Source organism: Diaphorobacter sp. B2A2W2, from assembly GCF_056730635.1.
The window spans coordinates 463,601-484,682 of record NZ_JBWZOR010000003.1 but is presented as its reverse complement, the minus strand read 5'-3'; the positions used below and the strand labels follow the sequence as shown (position 1 = coordinate 484,682).

At 59.6% G+C, this 21,082-nt stretch carries 16 protein-coding genes; 3 read left to right on the top strand and 13 right to left on the bottom strand.

Features of this window, described 5'->3' with window-relative positions; genetic code table 11:
• Positions 1-39 precede the first annotated feature (39 nt).
• From AC1PPL_RS08370 to AC1PPL_RS08315, 12 genes are all read right to left on the bottom strand, one after another.
• Positions 40-4,773, bottom strand: coding sequence for a glutamate synthase-related protein (locus AC1PPL_RS08370; RefSeq protein ID WP_479973059.1), 4,734 nt, complete (start codon positions 4,771-4,773; stop codon positions 40-42).
• 181 nt (positions 4,774-4,954) lie between these two features.
• Complete coding sequence (locus tag AC1PPL_RS08365; RefSeq protein WP_312128926.1) at positions 4,955-5,656, bottom strand: transposase; 702 nt, start codon at positions 5,654-5,656, stop codon at positions 4,955-4,957.
• A gap of 82 nt (positions 5,657-5,738) precedes the next feature.
• The gene (locus AC1PPL_RS08360; protein ID WP_479973058.1) at positions 5,739-6,668 is read right to left on the bottom strand and encodes a class I SAM-dependent methyltransferase; all 930 of its coding nucleotides are present in this window, start codon (positions 6,666-6,668) and stop codon (positions 5,739-5,741) included.
• A complete protein-coding gene (locus AC1PPL_RS08355; RefSeq protein ID WP_479973057.1) occupies positions 6,665-7,297 on the bottom strand; it encodes a DUF1415 domain-containing protein in 633 nt (210 codons plus the stop codon). Before AC1PPL_RS08355 ends, AC1PPL_RS08360 begins: the two co-directional genes overlap by 4 nt.
• A 73-nt stretch (positions 7,298-7,370) precedes the next feature.
• Positions 7,371-8,543 carry a deoxyguanosinetriphosphate triphosphohydrolase gene (locus tag AC1PPL_RS08350; protein WP_370633096.1) on the bottom strand — a complete coding sequence of 391 codons (1,173 nt, stop codon included), beginning with the start codon at positions 8,541-8,543 and terminating at the stop codon, positions 7,371-7,373.
• Positions 8,544-8,600: 57 nt separating this feature from the next.
• Entirely contained in the window at positions 8,601-9,692 is a 1,092-nt protein-coding gene (gene aroB / locus AC1PPL_RS08345) for a 3-dehydroquinate synthase (protein ID WP_479973056.1), read from the bottom strand.
• A gap of 81 nt (positions 9,693-9,773) precedes the next feature.
• On the bottom strand, positions 9,774-11,420 hold the full coding sequence (locus tag AC1PPL_RS08340; RefSeq protein WP_123675032.1) for an Ig-like domain-containing protein: 1,647 nt from the start codon (positions 11,418-11,420) through the stop codon (positions 9,774-9,776).
• Positions 11,421-11,428: 8 nt separating this feature from the next.
• Positions 11,429-13,570 carry a type IV pilus secretin PilQ gene (locus tag AC1PPL_RS08335; RefSeq protein WP_123675031.1) on the bottom strand — a complete coding sequence of 714 codons (2,142 nt, stop codon included), beginning with the start codon at positions 13,568-13,570 and terminating at the stop codon, positions 11,429-11,431.
• Positions 13,567-14,076 (bottom strand): pilus assembly protein PilP, encoded by a 510-nt coding sequence (locus AC1PPL_RS08330; RefSeq protein WP_123675030.1) that lies wholly within the window; start codon positions 14,074-14,076, stop codon positions 13,567-13,569. The genes AC1PPL_RS08335 and AC1PPL_RS08330 overlap by 4 nt, the downstream gene beginning before the upstream one ends.
• Before the next feature lie 41 nt (positions 14,077-14,117).
• Positions 14,118-14,795 (bottom strand): type IV pilus inner membrane component PilO, encoded by a 678-nt coding sequence (locus tag AC1PPL_RS08325; protein ID WP_123675029.1) that lies wholly within the window; start codon positions 14,793-14,795, stop codon positions 14,118-14,120.
• Positions 14,796-14,797: 2 nt separating this feature from the next.
• Positions 14,798-15,409 carry a PilN domain-containing protein gene (locus tag AC1PPL_RS08320; RefSeq protein WP_123675028.1) on the bottom strand — a complete coding sequence of 204 codons (612 nt, stop codon included), beginning with the start codon at positions 15,407-15,409 and terminating at the stop codon, positions 14,798-14,800.
• Complete coding sequence (locus AC1PPL_RS08315) at positions 15,406-16,476, bottom strand: pilus assembly protein PilM (RefSeq protein WP_011804181.1); 1,071 nt, start codon at positions 16,474-16,476, stop codon at positions 15,406-15,408. The genes AC1PPL_RS08320 and AC1PPL_RS08315 overlap by 4 nt, the downstream gene beginning before the upstream one ends.
• Before the next feature lie 308 nt (positions 16,477-16,784).
• On the opposite strand from AC1PPL_RS08315, the gene AC1PPL_RS08310 reads away from it, so the two are divergent.
• Positions 16,785-19,124 carry a penicillin-binding protein 1A gene (locus AC1PPL_RS08310; protein ID WP_479973055.1) on the top strand — a complete coding sequence of 780 codons (2,340 nt, stop codon included), beginning with the start codon at positions 16,785-16,787 and terminating at the stop codon, positions 19,122-19,124.
• A gap of 75 nt (positions 19,125-19,199) precedes the next feature.
• Here AC1PPL_RS08310 and cyaY read toward each other — a convergent pair whose 3' ends face one another.
• Positions 19,200-19,529, bottom strand: coding sequence for an iron donor protein CyaY (gene cyaY / locus AC1PPL_RS08305; protein ID WP_479973054.1), 330 nt, complete (start codon positions 19,527-19,529; stop codon positions 19,200-19,202).
• Between the two features lie 12 nt (positions 19,530-19,541).
• On the opposite strand from cyaY, the gene lptM reads away from it, so the two are divergent.
• Together lptM and lysA are read left to right on the top strand one after the other, a co-directional pair.
• Positions 19,542-19,751 (top strand): LPS translocon maturation chaperone LptM, encoded by a 210-nt coding sequence (gene lptM, locus AC1PPL_RS08300; RefSeq protein ID WP_088887569.1) that lies wholly within the window; start codon positions 19,542-19,544, stop codon positions 19,749-19,751.
• A complete protein-coding gene (gene lysA / locus AC1PPL_RS08295; protein ID WP_479973053.1) occupies positions 19,748-21,043 on the top strand; it encodes a diaminopimelate decarboxylase in 1,296 nt (431 codons plus the stop codon). The genes lptM and lysA overlap by 4 nt, the downstream gene beginning before the upstream one ends.
• Positions 21,044-21,082 lie beyond the last annotated feature (39 nt).

Below are 21,082 nucleotides of genomic sequence, written 5' to 3'. Positions count from 1 at the left end.
ATGCTGCCGCAGCGGGGCCCCAGGCCCCGCCCGCGCGGGTTACTTGGCGGCTACCGCTTCTGTTTTAGGAGCTGCTACCGCAGGTGTAGCCTGCTCTTCCAGCACTTTTCTTTCATAGATTTCCGACAGGGCACGCTTGTACTCGGTCGGGAAGACCTTGACGAATTTGCTGCGCGACGCGGCCCAGTTGTCCAGGATCTCGCGGGCGCGCTTGCTACCCGTCCAGCGGCTGTGGTCCTCCAGCAGCTTCTTGAGCAGGGCCTCGTCCGTCTGGTCGCGGTGCCAGATGCCGCGGCCCATGTGGACCGCCTGCTCCTCGCCCGGCAGGATGCGCTCCAGCGTCACCATGGAGAGGTTGCAACGCGAGTCGAACTTGCCGTCCTCGTCGTAGACGTAGGCAATGCCGCCGCTCATGCCCGCCGCGAAGTTGCGGCCCGTCTTGCCCAGCACCACCACGGTGCCGCCGGTCATGTACTCGCAGCCGTGGTCGCCCACGCCCTCGACCACCGCCGTGGCGCCCGACAGGCGCACCGCGAAGCGCTCGCCCGCCACGCCGGCGAAGAACGCCTCGCCGCTGGTGGCGCCGAACATCACGGTGTTGCCGACGATGGTGTTGCCCACGGCCTCGCCGCGGAACTCATGGCTGGGGCGCACGATCACGCGGCCGCCCGACAGGCCCTTGCCGGTGTAGTCGTTGGCCTCGCCCGTCAGGTTCAGCGTGACGCCCTTGCACAGGAACGCGCCGAAGGACTGGCCGCCCGTGCCCTCGAAGTGGATACGCACGGTGTCGTCCGGCAGCCCTTCGGGATGCACCTTGGTCACCGCGCCCGACAGCATGGCGCCCACCGAGCGGTTGACGTTCTTGGCCACCTCCATGATGCGCACGCTCTCGCCGCGCTCGATGGCGGGCTTGCAGCGCTCGATGAGCTTCACGTCCAGCGACTTCTCCAGCGCATGGTCCTGCGACTCGACGTGGTAGCGCGCCACTTCCGGGCCCACGAGCGGCTGCGCGAACAGGCGCGAGAAATCCAGGCCCTGGGCCTTCCAGTGTTCGATGCCCTTGCGGGTGTCCAGCAGGTCGGTGCGGCCGATCAGCTCGTTGAAGCTGCGCACACCCAGCTGGGCCATGATCTGGCGCACTTCTTCGGCGATGAAGAAGAAGTAGTTCACCACGTGCTCGGGCTTGCCCGAGAACTTGGCGCGCAGCGCCGGGTCCTGCGTGGCCACGCCCACCGGGCAGGTGTTCAGGTGGCACTTGCGCATCATGATGCAGCCCTCGACCACCAGCGGCGCGGTGGCGAAGCCGAACTCGTCGGCGCCCAGCAGCGCACCGATGACCACGTCGCGGCCGGTCTTCATCTGGCCGTCGGCCTGCACGCGAATGCGGCCGCGCAGGCGGTTGAGCACCAGGGTCTGCTGGGTTTCGGCCAGGCCGATCTCCCAAGGGCTGCCCGCGTGCTTGATGGACGACCAGGGCGATGCGCCCGTGCCGCCGTCGTGCCCGGCGATCACCACGTGGTCGCTCTTGCACTTGGCCACGCCGGCCGCGATGGTGCCCACGCCGACTTCGGACACCAGCTTGACCGAGATGTCGGCATGCGGCGCCACGTTCTTCAGGTCGTGGATGAGCTGCGCCAGGTCTTCGATGGAGTAGATGTCGTGGTGCGGCGGCGGGCTGATGAGGCCCACGCCCGGCACGCTGTGGCGCAGCGCGCCGATGTAGTCGGACACCTTGCCGCCGGGCAGCTGGCCACCCTCGCCGGGCTTGGCGCCCTGGGCCATCTTGATCTGGATCTGGTCGGACGAGGCCAGGTACTCCGCCGTCACGCCGAAGCGGCCCGATGCCACCTGCTTGATCTTGGAGCGCAGCGAGTCGCCATCCAGCAGAGGGATGTCGGCCTGCACCTTGTCGCTGCCGATGATGGACGACAGCGTCTCGCCTTGCTGGATCGGAATGCCTTTGAGCTCGTTGCGGTAGCGCTTGGGGTCCTCGCCGCCCTCGCCAGTGTTGCTCTTGCCGCCAATGCGGTTCATGGCCACGGCCAGCGTGGCATGCGCCTCGGTGGAGATGGAGCCCAGCGACATGGCACCGGTGGCGAAGCGCTTGACGATGTCCTTGGCGGGTTCGACCTCTTCCACCGGGATCGCCTTGGCCGGATCGAATTTGAACTCGAACAGGCCGCGCAGCGTCATGTGGCGCTTGGCCTGGTCATTGATGATCTGCGCGTATTCCTTGTACGTACTGAAGTTGTTCGCACGCGTGGAGTGCTGCAGCTTGGCGATGGCGTCGGGCGTCCACATGTGCTCCTCGCCGCGCGCACGCCAGGCATATTCGCCGCCAGCGTCCAGCATGGTCTCCAGCACCGGGTCGTCGCTGAACGCGGCCAGGTGGGTGCGGATGGCTTCCTCGGCGATCTCGAACACGCCGATGCCTTCCACGCGGCTGGCCGTGCCTGTGAAGTACTTCTGCACCGTGTCGCTGTTCAGGCCGACGGCTTCGAACAGCTGCGCGCCGCAGTAGCTCATGTAGGTGGACACGCCCATCTTGGACATGATCTTGGACAGACCTTTGCCCACCGCCTTGACGTAGTTGTAGATGGCCTTGTCGGCAGACAGATCGCCGCTGAGCTCCTGGTGCATGTCCACCAGCGTCTCCAGCGCCAGGTAGGGGTGCACCGCCTCGGCGCCGTAGCCGGCGAGCACCGCGAAGTGGTGCACTTCGCGCGCCGTGCCGGTCTCCACCACCAGGCCGGCCGTGGTGCGCAGGCCCTCGCGCACCAGATGCTGGTGGATGGCCGACAGCGCCAGCAGCGCAGGGATCGCCACCTGCGTAGCGCTCAGGTTGCGGTCGCTGATGATGAGGATGTTGGCGCCGCCCTTGATCTCATCGACGGCCTGCGCGCACAGCGAGGCCAGCTTGGCCTCCACGCCCTGCTTGCCCCAGGCCAGCGGGTAGGTGATGTCGATGGTGGCGCTCTTGAACTTGCCGTGTGTGTGCTGCTCGATCTGGCGCAGCTTGGCCATGCCCTCGAAGTCGAGGATGGGCTGGTGCAGCTCCAGGCGCATCGGCGGGTTCACCTGGTTGATGTCCAGCAGGTTGGGCTTGGGGCCCACGAAGGACACCAGGCTCATCACGATGGCCTCGCGGATCGGATCGATCGGCGGGTTGGTCACCTGCGCGAACATCTGGCGGAAGTAGTTGTACAGCGGCTTGTTCTTGTCCGACAGCACGGCGAGCGGACTGTCGTTGCCCATGGAGCCCACGCCCTCCTCGCCGTTCTTCGCCATGGGGGCGAGCAGGAACTTGATGTCCTCCTGCGTGAAGCCGAAGGCCTGCTGGCGCTCCAGCAGCGGCAGCGCGGACGCGGCCGGCTGCACGGCCGATTCGCCCACCTTCACGTCATCGAGCTTGATGCGCAGGTTCTCGATCCACTGCTTGTAGGGCTTGGTGTTGACGATGTTGGCCTTGAGCTCGTCGTCCTCGATCAGGCGGCCCTGCTCCAGGTCGATCAACAACATCTTGCCGGGCTGGAGGCGCCATTTGCGCACGATCTTGCCGTCCGGCACGGGCAGCACGCCGGCTTCGGAGGCCAGGATCACCAGATCGTCGTCGGTCACCACGTAGCGCGAGGGGCGCAGGCCGTTGCGGTCCAACGTGGCGCCGATCTGGCGGCCATCGGTGAACACGATGGAGGCCGGGCCGTCCCACGGCTCGATCATCGCGGCGTGGTACTCATAGAACGCGCGGCGGCGCTCGTCCATGGACTCGTGCTGCTCCCAGGGCTCGGGGATCATCATCATCACGGCCTGGCTGATGGGGTAGCCGGCCATGGTCAGCAGTTCCAGGCAGTTGTCGAAGGTGGCGGTGTCGGACTGGCCGGCAAAGCTGATGGGATACAGCTTCTTCAGGTCTTCGCCCAGCACGGGCGAGGCCATCACGCCTTCGCGCGCCAGCATCCAGTTGTAGTTGCCGCGCACGGTGTTGATCTCGCCGTTGTGCGCCACATAGCGATAGGGGTGGGCCAGCGGCCACTCGGGGAAGGTGTTGGTGGAAAAGCGCTGGTGTACCAGGCCGATGGCGGAGACGCAGCGCTCGTCGGCCAGGTCCTTGTAGTACACGCCCACCTGATCGGCCAGCAGCAGGCCCTTGTAGACCACGGTGCGGCTGCTCATGCTAGGCACGTAATATTCTTTGCTGTGCTTGAGCTTCAGGCCCTGGATGGCGGCGCTGGCCGTCTTGCGGATCACGTAGAGCTTGCGCTCCAGCGCGTCCTGCACGATCACGTCGGAGCCGCGGCCGATGAATACCTGGCGCAGGATGGGCTCCTTCTCGCGCACGGTGGGCGACATCGGCATGTCCAGATTCACGGGCACGTCGCGCCAGCCCAGCAGCACCTGGCCCTCGGCCTTGATGGCGCGCTCCATCTCTTGCTCGCAGGCCAGGCGGCTGGCGTGCTCTTTGGGCAGGAAGATCATGCCCACGCCGTATTCACCGGCGGGGGGCAACTCCACGCCCTGACGCGCCATTTCCTCGCGGTAGAGCTGGTCGGGAATCTGGATCAGGATGCCCGCGCCGTCGCCCATGAGCTTGTCGGCCCCCACGGCGCCACGGTGGTCCAGGTTCTCCAGAATTTTGAGCGCGCCGGTCACGATGTCGTGCCGCTTCACGCCCTTGATATGGGCCACGAAGCCCAGGCCACAGGCGTCGTGTTCATTACTGGATGCATACAGGCCGTGCTGTTGCAGATGCTGGATTTCGGCAGCCTTGGTCATGGCGCGCTTCCTCAAAGATTCGCAGGGAACGCAAGCGTAGTGCAACGCAACATGGCGGCGCAAGCACTTTAATTAGGGTCAGATACCGAAAAGTTGGCGCACTTTATTGGTGCATTTTTATTGGGGACATATCAATTTCAGGAGCAGGAAAACCAGTCATTACAAAGGAAGTGCAGGCCAATTACGGTTTGGGTAGAACCACGGAAGCGGGACGCCCCGCGCGTGCTCGGGTGAGCCGACGGGGGGTCAGCTGTTGCAGAGCCTGCACAAACCCGTCATCCCCCAGGGCCCAACCGTTCAGGCCCGACTGCGTCAGTGCTGCCTGTTCGCTGGCGGAAATTCCCGCCTGCACGAGTGCGGCATAGGCCGCGTCGCGGGCAAAGGGGGTGTTGCCCAAGGCCCAGTAGAGGGCATGCGGCGTGATGAGACGGTCACTGCGCAGGCCGATGTAGTGGCCGTGGCTGGACCACCGGAAGTCCGCCGCCGCGGCGCACAGGCCCGCGCGCACGGGGTTGAGATCCAGATATGCCATGCAGGGCAGCAGATAGCGCTCCGCCTGCAATACGGCGCTGCGGTAGCGCCCCTCCCATAGCGTGCCCGAACGCCCATGGCGCTGGTTGAAGCGCCGCACATAGCTGCGCCCCACGGCTTGCATCATCAGAGGCAGCGATTTGCCCTCCTGCGGCGTGGCCAGCAGGTGGAAATGGTTGTCCATGAGCACATAGGCGTGCACCGCCACCTGCTGCTGCCGCGCATGCTCGACCAGCAACGACCACATGAGCTCCCGGTCCGCGGCATCCAGGAAGATCGGCTGGCGGTTGTTGCCGCGCTGGATGATGTGGTGCGGGTAGCCAGCGAGGGCGAGGCGGGGAAGGCGGGCCATGAAACCGTCTTGGGACCGTTCAGTTGCTCTTAAATCTATAGCTTCTAGCGCTTTATTGGCGGGCGCTAGAGGCTGAAATCGCTCATACCGCCACCGACCCGGCGTCATCCAGACCGAAGCGCGACCCCAGGGCCTGCGCCAACCCGAACTCTTCGAGTATGGCCGCCAGCCGCTCGCGCGCGCTGCGCTTCTTCTGGCCGGTGTAGCGCGCCAGGATCAGCTCGTTCTTCATGCTGTGCTCCCAGCCCACCAACTCCGTCACCGTGACCTGGTAGCCGCTGGCTTCCAAATGCAAGCACCGCAACACATTGGTGATCTGGCTGCCCATCTCGCGCGTGTGGATCGGGTGGCGCCACAACTCGGCCAGCGGCGTGCGCGACAGGCTCAGCGCCTTGGTGCCGCGCAGGCAGGCCGCCACCTCGGCTTGGCAACAGGGCACCAGCACCATGGCACGCGCCTGCTTGCGCAGGCCGAAGGCAATCGCATCATCAGTCGCCGTGTCGCAGGCATGCAGCGCGGTCACGATGTCAAAGCGCTCGGGCAGCTCTGCCGCGCCCGCAGCATCCGCCACCGCCATGTCCAGGAAGTGCATGCGTGCGAACCCCAAGCGCTGCGCCAATTCACGTGAACGCTGCACCAATTCCGCGCGCCACTCGATACCGTAAATCTCGCCACGGCCGAGCTGCTTGAAGAACAGGTCGTAGAGAATGAAACCCAGGTAGGACTTGCCCGCGCCATGGTCGGCCAGCAGCGGTGCGTGGCCATCAGCGGACAGCTCGGCGAGCAGTGGCTCGATGAACTGGTAGAGGTGATAGACCTGCTTGAGCTTGCGGCGCGAGTCCTGGTTGAGCCGTCCCTCGCGCGTGAGGATGTGCAGTTCCTTGAGCAACTCCACGGATTGGCCCGGCCGCAGTTCGGCCAGCACCGCGGCGTCGGCAGCGCCCGTCTGCTGCGTGCCCGACTTGGCCCACGCACTGCGGTGCGGCTGCCCGGTGGTGGTAGAGCGGCTCATACTTGCGGAGCACCCTTTGCAGGCGCGCCCACCGGCCAGTGGGGCCCCACGTCCAGATCGGCCCATCCGGCCGCGCCCAGGCGCTCCAGCAATTCCATGTTGCGCTCGAAGATCTCTTGCGCCTCGGGAAACACTTCCACCGCGCGGTCGATGCTTTCCTCGCGCAGCAAATGCAGCGTGGGATAAGGCGCGCGGTTGGTGCAGTTGGTCACATCGTCAGCGAGGGTGCCCTCGAACTGGAAGTGCGGGTGGAACGACGCAACCTGCAGGATGCCCGCCAGGTCCTTGGATTCGACGAGCTCGTCGGCCAACTCCAGGAAGTCGTTGAAATCCAGAAAGTCCGGCATGGCCAGCGGCGCGATGAGCAGCGTGGTGTCCCGCTTTTCGGGAGAGGCTTCGGCCAGCGCCTCCAACTCGGCAGCCAGGTCTTGCAACAGTTCACGCGCATCCGTGGCATGGCTCACCACGTAGTGGATCTGGTCCTTCACATGCACGCTTTTGGCGAACGGGCACAGGTTGAGTCCGATGACGGCACGCTCGAGCCAGCGCACCATGTCCGCCACCACCACGTTGTCATCGCAGGCGGCTGCATCCTCGCGGGGCTGGTCGGGCATAGGGCTAGTGGTCATGGCAGGCGTGGTCTGAAGAGGGCTCGCATTGTATGTCTCTGCCCTGCCGCACAGGCGGACCGGGGCTGGCGCGTCAGGCCAGCAAGCGCTGACCGGTCAAGCGTTCGTGCTCTCGGGCGGCGAACCGGTCCGTCATGCCTGCGATGAAATCCGCCACCGTGCGCGCACGGCGTGCATCGTCGCCATCCAACGCCCAGCCGGCTTGCGCCGGTGGCATTTGCCGCGGGTCCGCCTGGTAGATGGCGAACAGGTCGCGCACCACCTGACGGGCACGGTCCGTGGTCTGCATGACCTGGGGATGGCGGTACAGCGACTGGAACAGAAACCGCTTGAGCACCTGCGACTGCGCGCGCATGGCCTGCGAGAAGCCGACCAGGGCCGGCAGCCGGCGCACCGCTTCCACGTCAGCGGGCGCATGCTCTGCCAGCGCTGCGCGCGTGGCATCGATCACGTCGTACACCTGCTCGCTGAGCATGCGGCGGATGGCCTCGCTCAGCAATCGGCGCCGCCCTTCGGACTGCGCGAGATGCGGGTAGTCGTTCTGCGCTTGCGCGCGGTAGCGGTCGAACAGCGGTACGTCGCGCAACTGCTCCAGCGTAATCAGGCCCGAGCGCACACCATCATCGATATCGTGGGCGTTGTAGGCAATCTCATCGGCCAGGTTGCACAGCTGCGCCTCCAGGCTCGGCTGCTGGCCGAGGAGGAAACGCCGCCCCACACCGCCGGGTTCGCGCGCCTCCAATTGCTCGGCGTTGCGCCGCGAGCAGTGCTTGAGGATGCCCTCGCGCGTCTCGTAGGTCAGGTTGATGCCATCGTAGGCGGGGTAGCGGTCTTCCAGCGTGTCCACCACACGCAGGCTCTGCAGGTTGTGCTCGAAGCCTCCATGGTCCGCCATGCACTCGTTGAGCGCATCCTGCCCTGCATGGCCGAAGGGCGTATGTCCCAGGTCATGCGCCAGGCAAATGGCCTCGACAAGGTCCTCGTTCAGCCTCAGCGACCGCGCGATGGAGCGCCCCAACTGCGCAACCTCCAGTGAATGCGTGAGCCGCGTACGGAACAGATCGCCCTCATGGTTGAGGAATACTTGGGTCTTGTAGACCAGCCGCCGGAACGCGGTGGAATGCACGATGCGGTCGCGGTCGCGCTGGTATTCCGTACGCGTAGGCGCCGGCGCCTCGGGATGGCGCCTGCCTTGAGTGCACGCCGAATGACAGGCATACGACGCCAAATGCGTCTCAAGCACCAAACAGCCCCATAACGCCCACCAGACAAGCGCAATCAGCTACTATTTTTACAGTAAACATTAGGACGCACAGCACTGGCCGATGACTTCGCGCACCAGCGCATCCGGCGCGGCGCGCATGATGGCTTTGCCGGGTCCGTCGATCAGCACGAAGCGGATCTCACCGCCTTCTGCCTTCTTGTCCACGCGCATGAGTTCCAGATAGCGCCCCGCATTGTCCTGCGCGTCAAGCACCGGCCCCCGTGTGGGCAGACCGGCGCGCTCGATCAGGCGCGTCAGGCGTTCAACGAAAGAGCCGTCCACCAAACCCAGCCGCTGCGATAGATGCGCGGCCATCACCATGCCTGCGGCAACCCCTTCGCCATGCAGCCACACGCCGTAGCCCATGCCCGCCTCGATGGCATGGCCAAAGGTATGGCCGAAATTCAAAATGGCACGCAGCCCGGCTTCGCGTTCATCCGCGCCTACCACCGCCGCCTTGATCTCGCAGCTGCGCTTGACCACATGGGCCAGCGCGCCGCGCTCCCGCGCGACGAGGGCGTCCATGTGGGCCTCGAGCCAGGCAAACAACTCCATGTCTGCGATCGGCCCGTACTTGATCACCTCAGCCAGGCCCGCCGCCAACTCGCGCGCCGGCAAAGTGTCCAACGTATCCAGATCACATACCACCAACTGAGGCTGATAGAACGCGCCGATCATGTTCTTACCCAGCGGATGGTTGATGGCAGTCTTGCCGCCCACCGACGAATCCACTTGCGCCAGCAATGTGGTGGGCACCTGCACGAAGGGCACGCCGCGCATGTAGCACGCCGCGGCGAAACCGGTCATGTCGCCGATGACGCCGCCGCCCAGAGCATAAAGCACTGTTTTGCGATCACAGCCATGTTTGAGCAACTCATCGAAAATTAGCTGAAGAGTACTCCAAGTCTTGTACTCCTCTCCGTCCGGCAATTCCAATATGCGAACGTGGGAATGCCTCTGCGTAAGCGCAGCTCGCAGCTTCGGCGCATATAAAGGTCCGACTGTCGTATTAGAAACGATCAATGCTTGAGCAAGGCCAATGCCAGCTCGCTCCCCAAGCGTGGACAGCCCCCCCCCACCAATTTCGATCGGATAGCTGCGGGCACCAAGATCAATCGTTACGATTTCCACGTACAACACCTTCAGTCTTTAAGAAAAAAACCCAGCGGAGGTCAATTTTCCTCCGCTGGGTCTATAGACGGTCAATCTTGTTTAATTGGGATTCGTGCAGCTCATGGACGTTCCAAATGGCGACGTCAAGAAAGATCCATTCTTCATGTCAGCCTCTGCTACATCAGTAATGTAGCCTTTTTCGAACATGCCTTCGGACCCCGCCACAGTAGTAGTCACTTTAATTGCGTAGTCGATCCAGCTACCGACGTTTTGCGGATACTCAACTTGCAGTGTTGCACGTCCATTGGTACCTGTCACCTGGCCGCCTAGGTAAGAAATAATGATGTCTGCCTTGCGTGGTTTCAGTTGACCGTCACCATCGACGTCTTCCCCCGTATCCAGCAAGCCATTACGATTAGTATCCTCGTTGGCACACCATAGTACCACGCGCGAATACTCATCGTCCTTACCTTCACCACCCTTGATAACTGACCAAGATCCTTTGCCATAGCGACGGAGGTCAACGCTCGCAGAGATCGTCGCTCCCGAAATAGCATTACCTGCAGAATCCGCTACGGCCACATCAAACTTTTTGATGTAAGTGAGATTATTGGCGCCCTTCTCCAGTTCATTGTTTTCACCGAGAGTGATAGACAGGGGAGCACTTGCAACTGTCATCGACGCCATCAGGGCCTGCGGGCAGGCTCCGTTCGCAATATCAGCATCAGTATATCCATAACATGCCCGAATACGCACACCATTCGTAGGACTCGAACGCGTTCCCGAAATATATTCAGCTGTAGCGATGCCACTTTCATTGGTATAAATCACTGCGTCTTCTGTCGAGATGCGCTCCCCACTCCCCAATACCGGAGGAACAATTTCAAACCGGACACGCACGTTCTTTATCGCCTGATTGGCTGCATTTTGAAACACCGCACGCAGCGTCGCCCGATTCGTGCTCGCTCCCGAATTATTCGGCGCGATAGTGTTTGGCGTAATAGCCAGATTCGCGGCAGAAATCACCCCCACAGCGTCTGGCACTCCACCGGAATCGCCCACCACCTGTACATCCCGACGAGCCACCACACCCGAGCCTGTAGCCTCAACAGAATAAATACCAGCAGCTGACGGGGCGGCGGCGATGCGAGCCGTAGCCGTACCATTTGAATCAGTTGTCAAACTATTGGAAAAACCTAACGTGCCGCTCAGTGCCACTGGCGTATTTGCAATGCCGGTGCCATTCACATCGGACACCTTGACACTCACAGTGACCGCACTGCCTGGACGAGGTGCAGAGGGTACGGTTGTCACGTCAATCGCACTTCCTGTTACCGCAATGACGCCCGACTTTTTCTGATTACCTACAGTCATAGTGTAGGCAATATTCCGGTTAGATTTATTACTACCGACTGAAATTTTACCGGCCGCCTTACCAGCCGAATCTGTCGCGGAAGAAATCGGAGTATAAATTCCGGTGTCTACAGTTACGCTCACGGCAGCGTCACTGACGGGATTATTCTTTGAATCCAGAGCCGTAATGGTCAATGTTGCGTCATCGGAACCCGAATTGGTCAACGCAGCTTTATCTACTTGATAGTCAAAACTGGCGACGTTCTGTGCGCCACCGTTACCGCCCCCTGGGGACGTCCCCGAACTGCCCCCGCCCCCGCCGCATCCTGCGACAGACAATATAGTAGCGATGCACAAGATTTTATATAGATTTCTCATTTTTTTGCCATTCATGACTTAAATCAACGTACCGGACCGCGATCGGTTATTACCTTCGGTGTAATAAATACCAACATTTCCCGCTTTGACGACTCTTTCGTTCGGCTCTTAAACAAATTCCCTACAACCGGCACATCACCCAACACGGGAATTTTATTCTCTTGATTGGTCTCTTCCATCTCGAAAATACCACCAATCACAACAGTCCCACCATTCTCAACAAGGACCTGCGTTTTAATGTGCTTCGTATCAATGGCAACCCCCTGATTAGTGACCTCGCCACGACTGTCCTTATTGACATCTAAATCAAGAATAATATTACCCTCGGGCGTTATTTGCGGAGTAACCTCCAGCTTCAACACCGCCTTCTTGAATGCAATCGTAGTTGCACCATTAGGCGCCGTCACAGAATACGGATATTCCGTTCCTTGCTCAATCAGAGCCTTGGTCTGATCCGCAGTAATAAGGCGGGGACTAGATACTATTTTACCTTGCCCATCAGCCTCCATGGCGGAGAGCTCCAAAGTTAAGAATCGATTAGCTGCGGAGTTAAAGATAGACAGCGCAAAAGAACCCACACTCGAGACATTGGAAAGGGAAGCCGGTAGATTCACGAAGGTTCCGCCCACATCCACATTCCCGCCGAACCCAGTGGTATTTGTTGCGTTACCGTATGAAGTACCCAAAGCCACGCGATTCCCACCACCGATACCATAGCCGCCATCTCCACCGCGGTTTGCGCGAAGATCGCCCCCTCCCAGCTTGACCCCCAAAGACCGCCCGAATGTGTCGCGCGCTTCGACAATGCGCGCCTCAATCATTACTTGGCGTACGGGCACATCAAGAGTCGCCAACAACTGACGTACTTCTTCCAATTTACCCGGCGTGTCTGTTACGAAAAGTTGATTGGTACGTGGCTCTGCCAAGGCGCTTCCGCGCTCAGATAGAAAGCGCGTGTTCTGACTGTTTCCGCCACCTGCAGAGGAACTGCTGGTCAACTGAGCAACCATATCGGCTGCTTTTGCATAGTTCAGTTGATATGCCTGCGTGCGCAGCGGTTCCAGCTTCTGTATCGCCAGAGCTGCTTCGTAATCCTTTTTAGTGCGTTCATCGATCTCATCCTTGGGTGCAATCCACAACACCGTTCCGGATTTCCGCATCCCGAGACCCTTTGCATCCATGATGATCTGCAACGCTTGATCCCATGGAACGTCCTTTAATCGCAAGGTCAACGCACCGGTAACAGTGTCCGAAGTGACAATATTGAAATTTGTAAAATCGGCAATCACCTGAAGCAACGAGCGAACTTCGATATTCTGAAAATTCAGCGATAATTTTTCCCCAGAATATGTAGGGCCTTGCGTCAGTTTAGTTAGGTCCACCTTCTTCGGTCGAACTTCGACAACAAATTGATTATCGCTTTGATATGCGCTATGCTCCCATTCTCCTGCTGGATCGATTTTCAGGCGAACACGCTCACCTTCTTGGGTCGCAGTAATGGTTTGCACTGGTGTACCGAAGTCTGTGACATCTAGTTTGCGTCGCAAGCCTTCAGGTAAAGAAGAACGCAAGAAATCGACTACCAGTCCCTTGCCTTGCTGCTGCAGATCGACTCCAACCTGATTGTTGGTCAGCCCAACAACAATACGCCCGGCCCCATCTGCGCCACGTCGAAAATCCAAGTCTTTGAGAGGGAGCGTGTCAATATTCTGGCTTTCAGCAAATGGCGTTACCTGAGCCGCCGACGCCTTAGCTGGTAAGTTCGCCGTATCCAGCAATACCACCACCGCTTTGCCTTGCAACTCTGCGCGGTACGATGTGGGTTGCTTGAGATTCAAAACGATGCGTGCACGATCACCCGCTTGTACGATATTGGCAGATTTGATATTTCCCTGATTGATATTTATTGAAGAACGGCCGGTGCCGTTGCTTACCCCAGGAAAATCCAAAGCGATTCGCGCTGGACTTTGGATTGAGAAACCAGTGGGCACCTCTGTTTGCGGTTCGGAAAATTCAATCTGCAGAACCTCGGCTCCACCTTGCATAAAGCCTGAGATGGACTCAATCGCTCCACGCGCCTGTGCCATAGGCACCACAAACATGGTAATAGCCACCGCCCCAATTGTTCGCAAATACGCGCGCAAACGAATTGTTTTTTGCATCATTTCTTCACCTCATTCCCCTCTTGCAAGTCCAATGTTGTCATGCGCTCCACCCAATCGCCCGAAGAATCTTGGACAATTTCCCGCAAGCGCATATTGGTCTCGGTAATTCCTACTATTTTTCCGTAGTTTTGCCCTAAATAATTACCCAACCGAACTTGATACAACAATTTATCGACACTCACCAACGCGGTAGGCGTGCCTGTTTTATTCATACTTCCCACCATCCGAACCGCATCCAAAGGGTAAGCTTCCAGAGGCTCTTTTCTTCTCGCCATTTCTGGTGCGATTAGCGAGGCATTGGCCGCAGACTCTGCAGAATCTCGCCTTAAAGCCAGCGTCAACTTCATTGAATTGAACGGATCAACGCCACTATCTGCAATGTAGTCTTGGGGAAAAAACTGCTTGGGTTCCTTCAACGGCGTGACACGCGGTTTCGTTGTCGCACGCAGATCTGCCATCCATTGGCGAAGCTCATCCTCTCCGCCAGGCCCACACCCCGTCAACATGAAAGCGGCGGCTAGCGCTGCAGTTAGTACATTGTGGTATTTCACTTCTTGGCCCCCTTAGCTGCCGCCTTCTGCGCTTGTATCTCTTCCGGATCAAGATAGCGGAATGTTCGCGCCGTGGCCTCGAGGGTCAAATTACCATTTAAATCCTTTGAAGCAGGGGCAATTGACAGATTATTCAAAGTAACGATGCGCGAAAGATTCGCCACATCAGATGCAAAAGCCCCCATATCGTGATACTTGCCTGCTACCCGAATGGAAATAGGCAACTCAGCATAATAATCCTTAACCACGATCTGTCCAGGGCGAAACAATTCGAACTGCAAACTTCGACCAAGACCTGCCTGGTTAATATCTGAAAGTAACGCAGACATTTCTGCCTTACTCGGCAGTTGTTTTTCCAACTGAATTACATACTGCTGGATTTGCTCTCTCTGCTTCTTGAGCGCCTCCAGACTAACGGCTTTCACAAGTTTTTTCTGATAATCTCCTCGCAGCGTCTGTTCAGTATTTCTCTCGGCAGTCAATTCCTGCTCATAGTCAGTCAACTTAAAAAACCACAGAAATGTGGCCACACCTGCAGCAATGAGTACACAAAGTAACGCACGAGGCAACACCGGCCACAGAGAAGGATCTTTTGGGTCCAAATTCTGGAATTGCCGTTGTAAATCCTCTTGCAGTTTTGCGAAATCAAATTTCGGCTTGTTTTTCTTTGCCATTTTTACTTCCCCGTGCCTACTGCGCTGGCAGCTTCCATAGCCTTTTGGGCTTCGGCACTACGCACCAAGCGGAAACGTAAATTAAAGGCGGCAACACGACGCTGATCTTTGGGAGTTAACGAAACGTTAGCTGCGACAATTTCGACCAGTTCTGGCTTTGAGAACCAGGGTGTATTATTGGCGAGATTGCGTAGCATCTCTGAAACACGCTCATTAGACTGCGCCATGCCCTGCATGGTGACCGTCTGGTCTGCCTGCTTAAGACTTGTTATATAAACGCCATCCGGCAGCTGTAAGACCAGCTCATTAAGAAGGTGTACAGGCAAATTTCGATCGGATTGAAGATCTTCTACAGCTTTTTGCCGAGCCAAAAGGGCAGCAATTTCTTCTTCAAGGGTCGCGATTTCCTTGATTTGTCCTTCAAGGACTTTGATTTCGCTTCGAAGAAAATTATTACGATCCTGCTGATCGGTAATCATCGCTTGAAACCACCAATAAATAGCCGCAGCAATGGCAAGGCCTACCAATGCTGAAGCGAGCATGATGGCTTGAAACGCCTCTCGCCTGCGTTTACGAGCGGCCTCACGATGCGGGAGAAGGTTGATAAGAATCACTGCAGGAACCTCCGCATTGCCAGCCCACAGGAGGTCAAGTAGGACGGTGCCTCGCGCACCATCTTTTTGAGGCGAACCCCCCCGCCCACTTCCATGCCATCAAAGGGGTTGATGACGCTGCACGCAAACCCCGTGTTCTGAATGACAGATTCCGTCAAGCCGGGCAGAGGGGCAGATCCGCCTGCGAGCATGATGTGATCCACGCGGTTGTATGGGGTGCTCGTAAAGAAGAACTGCAGCGCGCGGCTGATTTCCTGAGAGAGACTGTCCACGAAGGGGCGCAGGACGGCAGATTGATAGTCTTCAGGCAAGTCGCCATTGCGCTTCTTGCCCTCCGCTTCTTCTTGTGAGAACCCATACTGGCGCACGATCAATTGGGTCAACTGCGCACCACCAAAGGCTTGGTCGCGTTCATACAAGACATCGTCATTCCGAATGACCTGCATGCTCGTCGTCATTGCCCCCACCTCAAAGAGGGCAACGACCGCATCGGCGCCCCGATTGGGCAACCCTTCAATCAGCCGCCCTGCTGCCAAGCGTGCCGCATGCGACTCAATGTCGACGACCACGGGTTTCAGTCCAGCCGCCTCCGCGAGACCTTGACGATCTTGCACCTTCTCTTTGCGCGAGGCCGCAATCAGCACGTCGACATCGCCTGGCGCGCTCTTGCTGGGACCCACCACGCAGAAGTCGAGGCTCACCTCGTCCAGCGAAAAAGGAATGTACTGGTTGGCTTCGGATTCCACCTGCACTTCCAGTTCCTGCTCGGACATCCCGCCGGGCAGCGTGATGCGCTTGGTGATCACAGCAGAGGATGGCAATGCAAGGGCGACATTCTTGGTTTTGGTCCCGCTCTTCTTTACAACGCGACGCAACGCCTCGGCGACTTCATCGAACTTTTCGATGTTGCCATCCGTGATCCACCCACGCTCCAGTTGCTCGATTGCACAGCACTCGAGAACCAGCGCCCCTCCCTTATCTCGCCCCAACTCCACCAGCTTGACGCTGGAAGAACTGATGTCCACACCCAGCAATGGGGCAGACTGACGACTGAACAACGACCCCATTGAGATCAAGGTGCCCCTCCGCTACTTATCTATATGACGCAACAAAACTTAACACTTCACATGAATGCTATCAGCAAGGTTCTTCACCAGCCAAGAGTTTTACCTTTCTCACACAAAAGCGGCGTTGTCAAAAGCAGACGATTTTTAGGTGCTATCGCTGAATCGTCGGCCCTATTTTTCGCGCGCTGACCAAGGCAAAGCGCCCCAGCCAAGCCGAAACGCTAAGATTTTTATAATGACGGGTTGCCTCGTATCGAGACCCTATGCCACAGCCTCCCGACAGAACATCTTCCCCGCCCACATCCTCAATGCCACGCGCCGTGCGCTGGCTTCTGCTGGGGTTCACGTGGATCCTTGGCCTGGGCGTCGCCGCAACGTTGACCGGTGCTCTCGCCATCGGACTGGGCCTTGCGGTGGCCTATCCCAATCTGCCTGATGTGTCCGATCTGGCGGACTACCGCCCTAAGCTACCCTTGCGGGTGTACTCCGCAGAAGGCGCATTGCTGGGAGAGTTCGGTGAGGAGCGGCGTAACTTGACGCCCATCCAGGACATCCCCCCTGTGATGACCAATGCAGTGCTGGCGATCGAAGACGCACGCTTCTTCCAGCACGGGGGCGTGGACTACAAAGGGGTGTTGCGCGCTGCGCTGGCCAATCTGGGGCGCGTAAAAAGCCAGGGGGCTTCCACTATTACCATGCAAGTGGCGCGAAATGTTTATCTTTCTTCCGAAAAAACATTTACCAGAAAAATTTACGAAATATTACTTACATTTAAGCTCGAGCATCTGTTAACAAAAAACCAGATTCTCGAAATCTACATGAACCAGATTTATCTGGGGAATCGCGCGTATGGATTTGCAGCAGCCGCAGAAACCTATTTTGGCAAGCCGCTGAAGTCCATATCTATTGCCGAAGCAGCCATGCTTGCTGGCCTTCCGAAGGCCCCATCCGCTTACAACCCCATCTCCAACCCCAAGCGCGCAAGGATCCGGCAGCTGTACATCATTGATCGCATGCTGGAAAACGGCTTCATCACTGCCGAGGAAGCCACTGCTGCAAAGCGAGAAGATCTCAAGCTGCGCTCGTCGACGGATTCGACCCGCATCCATGCGGAGTACGTGGCCGAGATGGCGCGTCAACTCATCTACGCGCAGTACGGCCCCGAGGCATACACGCGCGGATTGAATGTGTACACCACGCTGAATGCCGGCGAGCAGGAGACAGCCTACACCGCGTTGCGCAAAGGCATCATGGACTACGAGCGCCGACAGCACTATCGCGGGCCTGAGCGGTTTGTCAGCCTGCCCTCCGCGTCTGAGGAGACCGAAGACGCCATCGACGACGCTCTGGCCAACCACCCGGATAACGGCAATGTGCTCGCCGCGGTCGTGCTGGAGGTCAACGCCAAGAGGATTCTGGCGGCCCGCGCCGATGGCGAACAGATCGAGATCACGGGCGAAGGCCTCAAGCCCGCGCAGTCCGGACTCAGCGAGAAAGCCCCGCCCAACATCAAACTGCGCCGGGGCGCGGTCATCAGGGTCGTACAAACACCCAAGAAGACTTGGGAAATCACCCAACTTCCTGAGGTGGAAGGTGCTTTCGTGGCCATCGATCCGCGTTCCGGGGCCATCCGTGCCCTGGTGGGCGGCTTTGACTTCGACAAGAACAAGTTCAACCATGTCACCCAGGCCTGGCGCCAGCCAGGTTCGGCATTCAAGCCGTTCATCTACTCCGCCGCTCTGGAAAAGGGCTTCACACCTGCCACGGTGATCAACGATGCTCCCCTGTTCTTCAGTGCGGGCGTGACAGGCGGGCAACCCTGGGAGCCCAAGAACTACGACGGCAAGTACGACGGTCCCATGACCATGCGCGCAGGGCTTGCCCGCTCCAAGAACGTCGTCTCCATTCGCATCCTGCAGGCTGTCGGCCCCAAGAACGGGCAGGACTGGGTGACCCGTTTCGGATTCGAAGCCGACAAGCATCCCCCCTATCTGACGATGGCGCTGGGCGCAGGCTCTGTCACCCCGATGCAACTCGCTTCGGCCTACGCGGTGTTTGCCAACGGCGGCTACCGCGTCAACCCCTATCTCATCACCCGTGTCACGGACCACAAGGGACGCATCCTGTCGGATTTCCAACCTCCCGCCGTCACAGACAACCCCCGCGCCATTGAGCCACGCAACGCGTTCATCATGAACAGCATGCTTCAGGAAGTCGCGCGCTCCGGCACGGCGGCACGTGCACAGGCCACGCTCAAACGCCCCGATATCTATGGCAAGACAGGAACGACCAATGACGCCGTCGATGCGTGGTTTGCAGGCTTCCAGCCCACGCTGGCGGCTGTGACGTGGATCGGTTACGACACGCCGCGCAACCTCGGAAGCCGTGAGACCGGCGGCGGACTCAGCCTGCCGGTCTGGATCAGCTTCATGGAAAAAGCGCTTAAGGGCGTCCCAGTGGCAGAGCCCACCGTACCCGCAGGCGTCGTGAACGTGAGTGGCGAATGGTTCTACGAAGAATATGCACGCAACGCGGGCGTCGCCAGTGTGGGTATGGAGAGCGCCACCCCCACCGACGGTGCGCCGGCTCCGGGAACACCGCCTCCCCCCGAAGAGCGCAACCGTATCCTAGATCTGTTCCGTAATTGATGAAGAGGCGGGCCTGTGCGCCCGCGCAATCATTTGCGCAGCCCTTCGCTTGTTGGCCGAGCCGCGCTGTCGCCGCTAGTCGGTGAACTGGAGCGCTTCCCCCGCTTGCAAAGTGGCGTTGTAGCTGAGCGCTGCAAAGAACTCGCCGGCACCCTTGGTATCCATCCACGCCGTCCCGTCATGGCGGAAGTGATATCCGCCGGATTGCGCCGCCATCCATATCTCGTGCAGCGGCTTTTGAAGGTTGATCACGATCTGGCTGCGGTTGCGGAAAGTGATGTTCACCATGCCCCCCGTACGCTGGCCATCTAGATCAGCGTCGGTGGTGTCGTTGATACGGTCGCAGCTTTGTTCCACCGCCAGCAGCAGCTTTTCCGCACGGTCCATGAATTCGAGGTCGGTCATTACAATTTGCGTATGTTCAGAGCTCGTCAAATTCTAGTCAGGACGATTGTCCTTGCTGTGAGCACGGCAGCCTTCGCGGCCTGTGGCCAACGGGGTCCGCTTTACCTGCCCACGGACCCGGCTGCCGCGCAGCGCGCCACACTCCCTGAAACCCTCAACCCTGCCGCCTCGCGGGCTCCCGCCTCGTCGCCAGCCGATTCCGCTTCTACTACCCGTCCATGACCCATCCCGTTCTGCCCGGCCACCCCCACTTGCACTACCACGACCAAGCGCTTCAGTTGGAGGGCCTTCGCCTTGCCGACCTGGCCCGGGAGTTCGGCACGCCCCTCTACGTCTATTCCCAAGCGGCCATGCTGGACGCCCTGGGGGCGTACCAGCGCGGGTTCGCTGGGCGCAAGGTGCAGATCTGCTATGCCATGAAAGCGAACTCGTCGCTCGCTGTCCTGCAGCTTTTCGCACGCCACGGTTGCGGCTTCGACATCGTTTCTGCCGGCGAACTGCAACGCGTGATTGCAGCCGGCGGCGACCCGGCGAAGGTGATCTTTTCCGGCGTAGGCAAGACGCGCGCAGAAATGCGCCAGGCGCTGGAGGTCGGCATTGGCTGCTTCAACGTGGAGAGCGAGGCAGAACTCGACGTGCTGAGCGAAGTGGCCCAATCCATGGGATTGCGCGCGCCGATCAGCATTCGTGTCAATCCCAACGTGGACGCCAAGACGCACCCCTACATTTCCACGGGCCTCAAGGGCAACAAGTTCGGTATCGCCCATGAACGCACGGTCGCCACCTACCAGCGCGCAGCCGCCCTGCCCGGCTTGCGCGTGGTGGGCATCGATTGCCACATCGGCTCCCAGATCACGGAAGAGAGCCCGTATCTGGACGCCATGGATCGCATGCTGGACCTCGTGCAAGCCATCGAGGCCGCAGGCATCGCGATCCACCACATCGATTTTGGCGGTGGTCTGGGCATCGATTACAACGGCGACACGCCACCCCAGGCCGACGCGTTGTGGGCCAAGCTGTTGGCCAAGCTGGACGCGCGCGGCTACGGTGACCGCCAATTGATGATCGAGCCCGGTCGCTCCTTGGTGGGCAACGCCGGTGTTTGCCTGACGGAGGTGCTCTACCTCAAGCCCGGCGAGCAAAAGAACTTCTGCATCGTCGATGCGGCCATGAACGATTTGCCGCGGCCGGCGATGTACCAGGCCTACCACGCCATCGTGCCCCTGCAGGCAACAGCCCCCACGGCCGTGTCGCACGTGTATGACGTCGTCGGACCGATCTGCGAAAGCGGGGACTGGATCGGCCGTGACCGCAACCTGGCGGTGGCAGCGGGCGATATGCTGGCGGTGCTGTCCGCCGGAGCGTACTGCAGTTCCATGGGGAGCACCTACAACACCCGTCCCCGGCCCGCCGAGGTGCTGGTGGACGGAGCGCAAGCCCACCTCATCCGCACGCGCGAAAGCGTGAACGACATCTTCCGCAGCGAAAAGCTGGTACCGCAGGGCAACCCTTGATAACCATCAAGGAATAACCATTTCGCCCTGAGTACTATT

Excerpts from the sequence above, each read along its gene's own strand:
- AC1PPL_RS08370 (WP_479973059.1), bottom strand. The coding sequence starts at position 4,773 with ATGACCAAGGCTGCCGAAATCCAGCATCTGCAACAGCACGGCCTGTAT.
- AC1PPL_RS08365 (WP_312128926.1), bottom strand. The coding sequence starts at position 5,656 with ATGGCCCGCCTTCCCCGCCTCGCCCTCGCTGGCTACCCGCACCACATC.
- AC1PPL_RS08360 (WP_479973058.1), bottom strand. The coding sequence starts at position 6,668 with ATGAGCCGCTCTACCACCACCGGGCAGCCGCACCGCAGTGCGTGGGCC.
- AC1PPL_RS08355 (WP_479973057.1), bottom strand. The coding sequence starts at position 7,297 with ATGACCACTAGCCCTATGCCCGACCAGCCCCGCGAGGATGCAGCCGCC.
- AC1PPL_RS08340 (WP_123675032.1), bottom strand. The coding sequence starts at position 11,420 with ATGAATGGCAAAAAAATGAGAAATCTATATAAAATCTTGTGCATCGCT.
- AC1PPL_RS08335 (WP_123675031.1), bottom strand. The coding sequence starts at position 13,570 with ATGATGCAAAAAACAATTCGTTTGCGCGCGTATTTGCGAACAATTGGG.
- AC1PPL_RS08330 (WP_123675030.1), bottom strand. The coding sequence starts at position 14,076 with ATGTTGACGGGGTGTGGGCCTGGCGGAGAGGATGAGCTTCGCCAATGG.
- AC1PPL_RS08325 (WP_123675029.1), bottom strand. The coding sequence starts at position 14,795 with ATGGCAAAGAAAAACAAGCCGAAATTTGATTTCGCAAAACTGCAAGAG.
- AC1PPL_RS08315 (WP_011804181.1), bottom strand. The coding sequence starts at position 16,476 with ATGGGGTCGTTGTTCAGTCGTCAGTCTGCCCCATTGCTGGGTGTGGAC.
- AC1PPL_RS08310 (WP_479973055.1), top strand. The coding sequence starts at position 16,785 with ATGCCACGCGCCGTGCGCTGGCTTCTGCTGGGGTTCACGTGGATCCTT.
- cyaY (WP_479973054.1), bottom strand. The coding sequence starts at position 19,529 with ATGACCGACCTCGAATTCATGGACCGTGCGGAAAAGCTGCTGCTGGCG.
- lptM (WP_088887569.1), top strand. The coding sequence starts at position 19,542 with ATGTTCAGAGCTCGTCAAATTCTAGTCAGGACGATTGTCCTTGCTGTG.
- lysA (WP_479973053.1), top strand. The coding sequence starts at position 19,748 with ATGACCCATCCCGTTCTGCCCGGCCACCCCCACTTGCACTACCACGAC.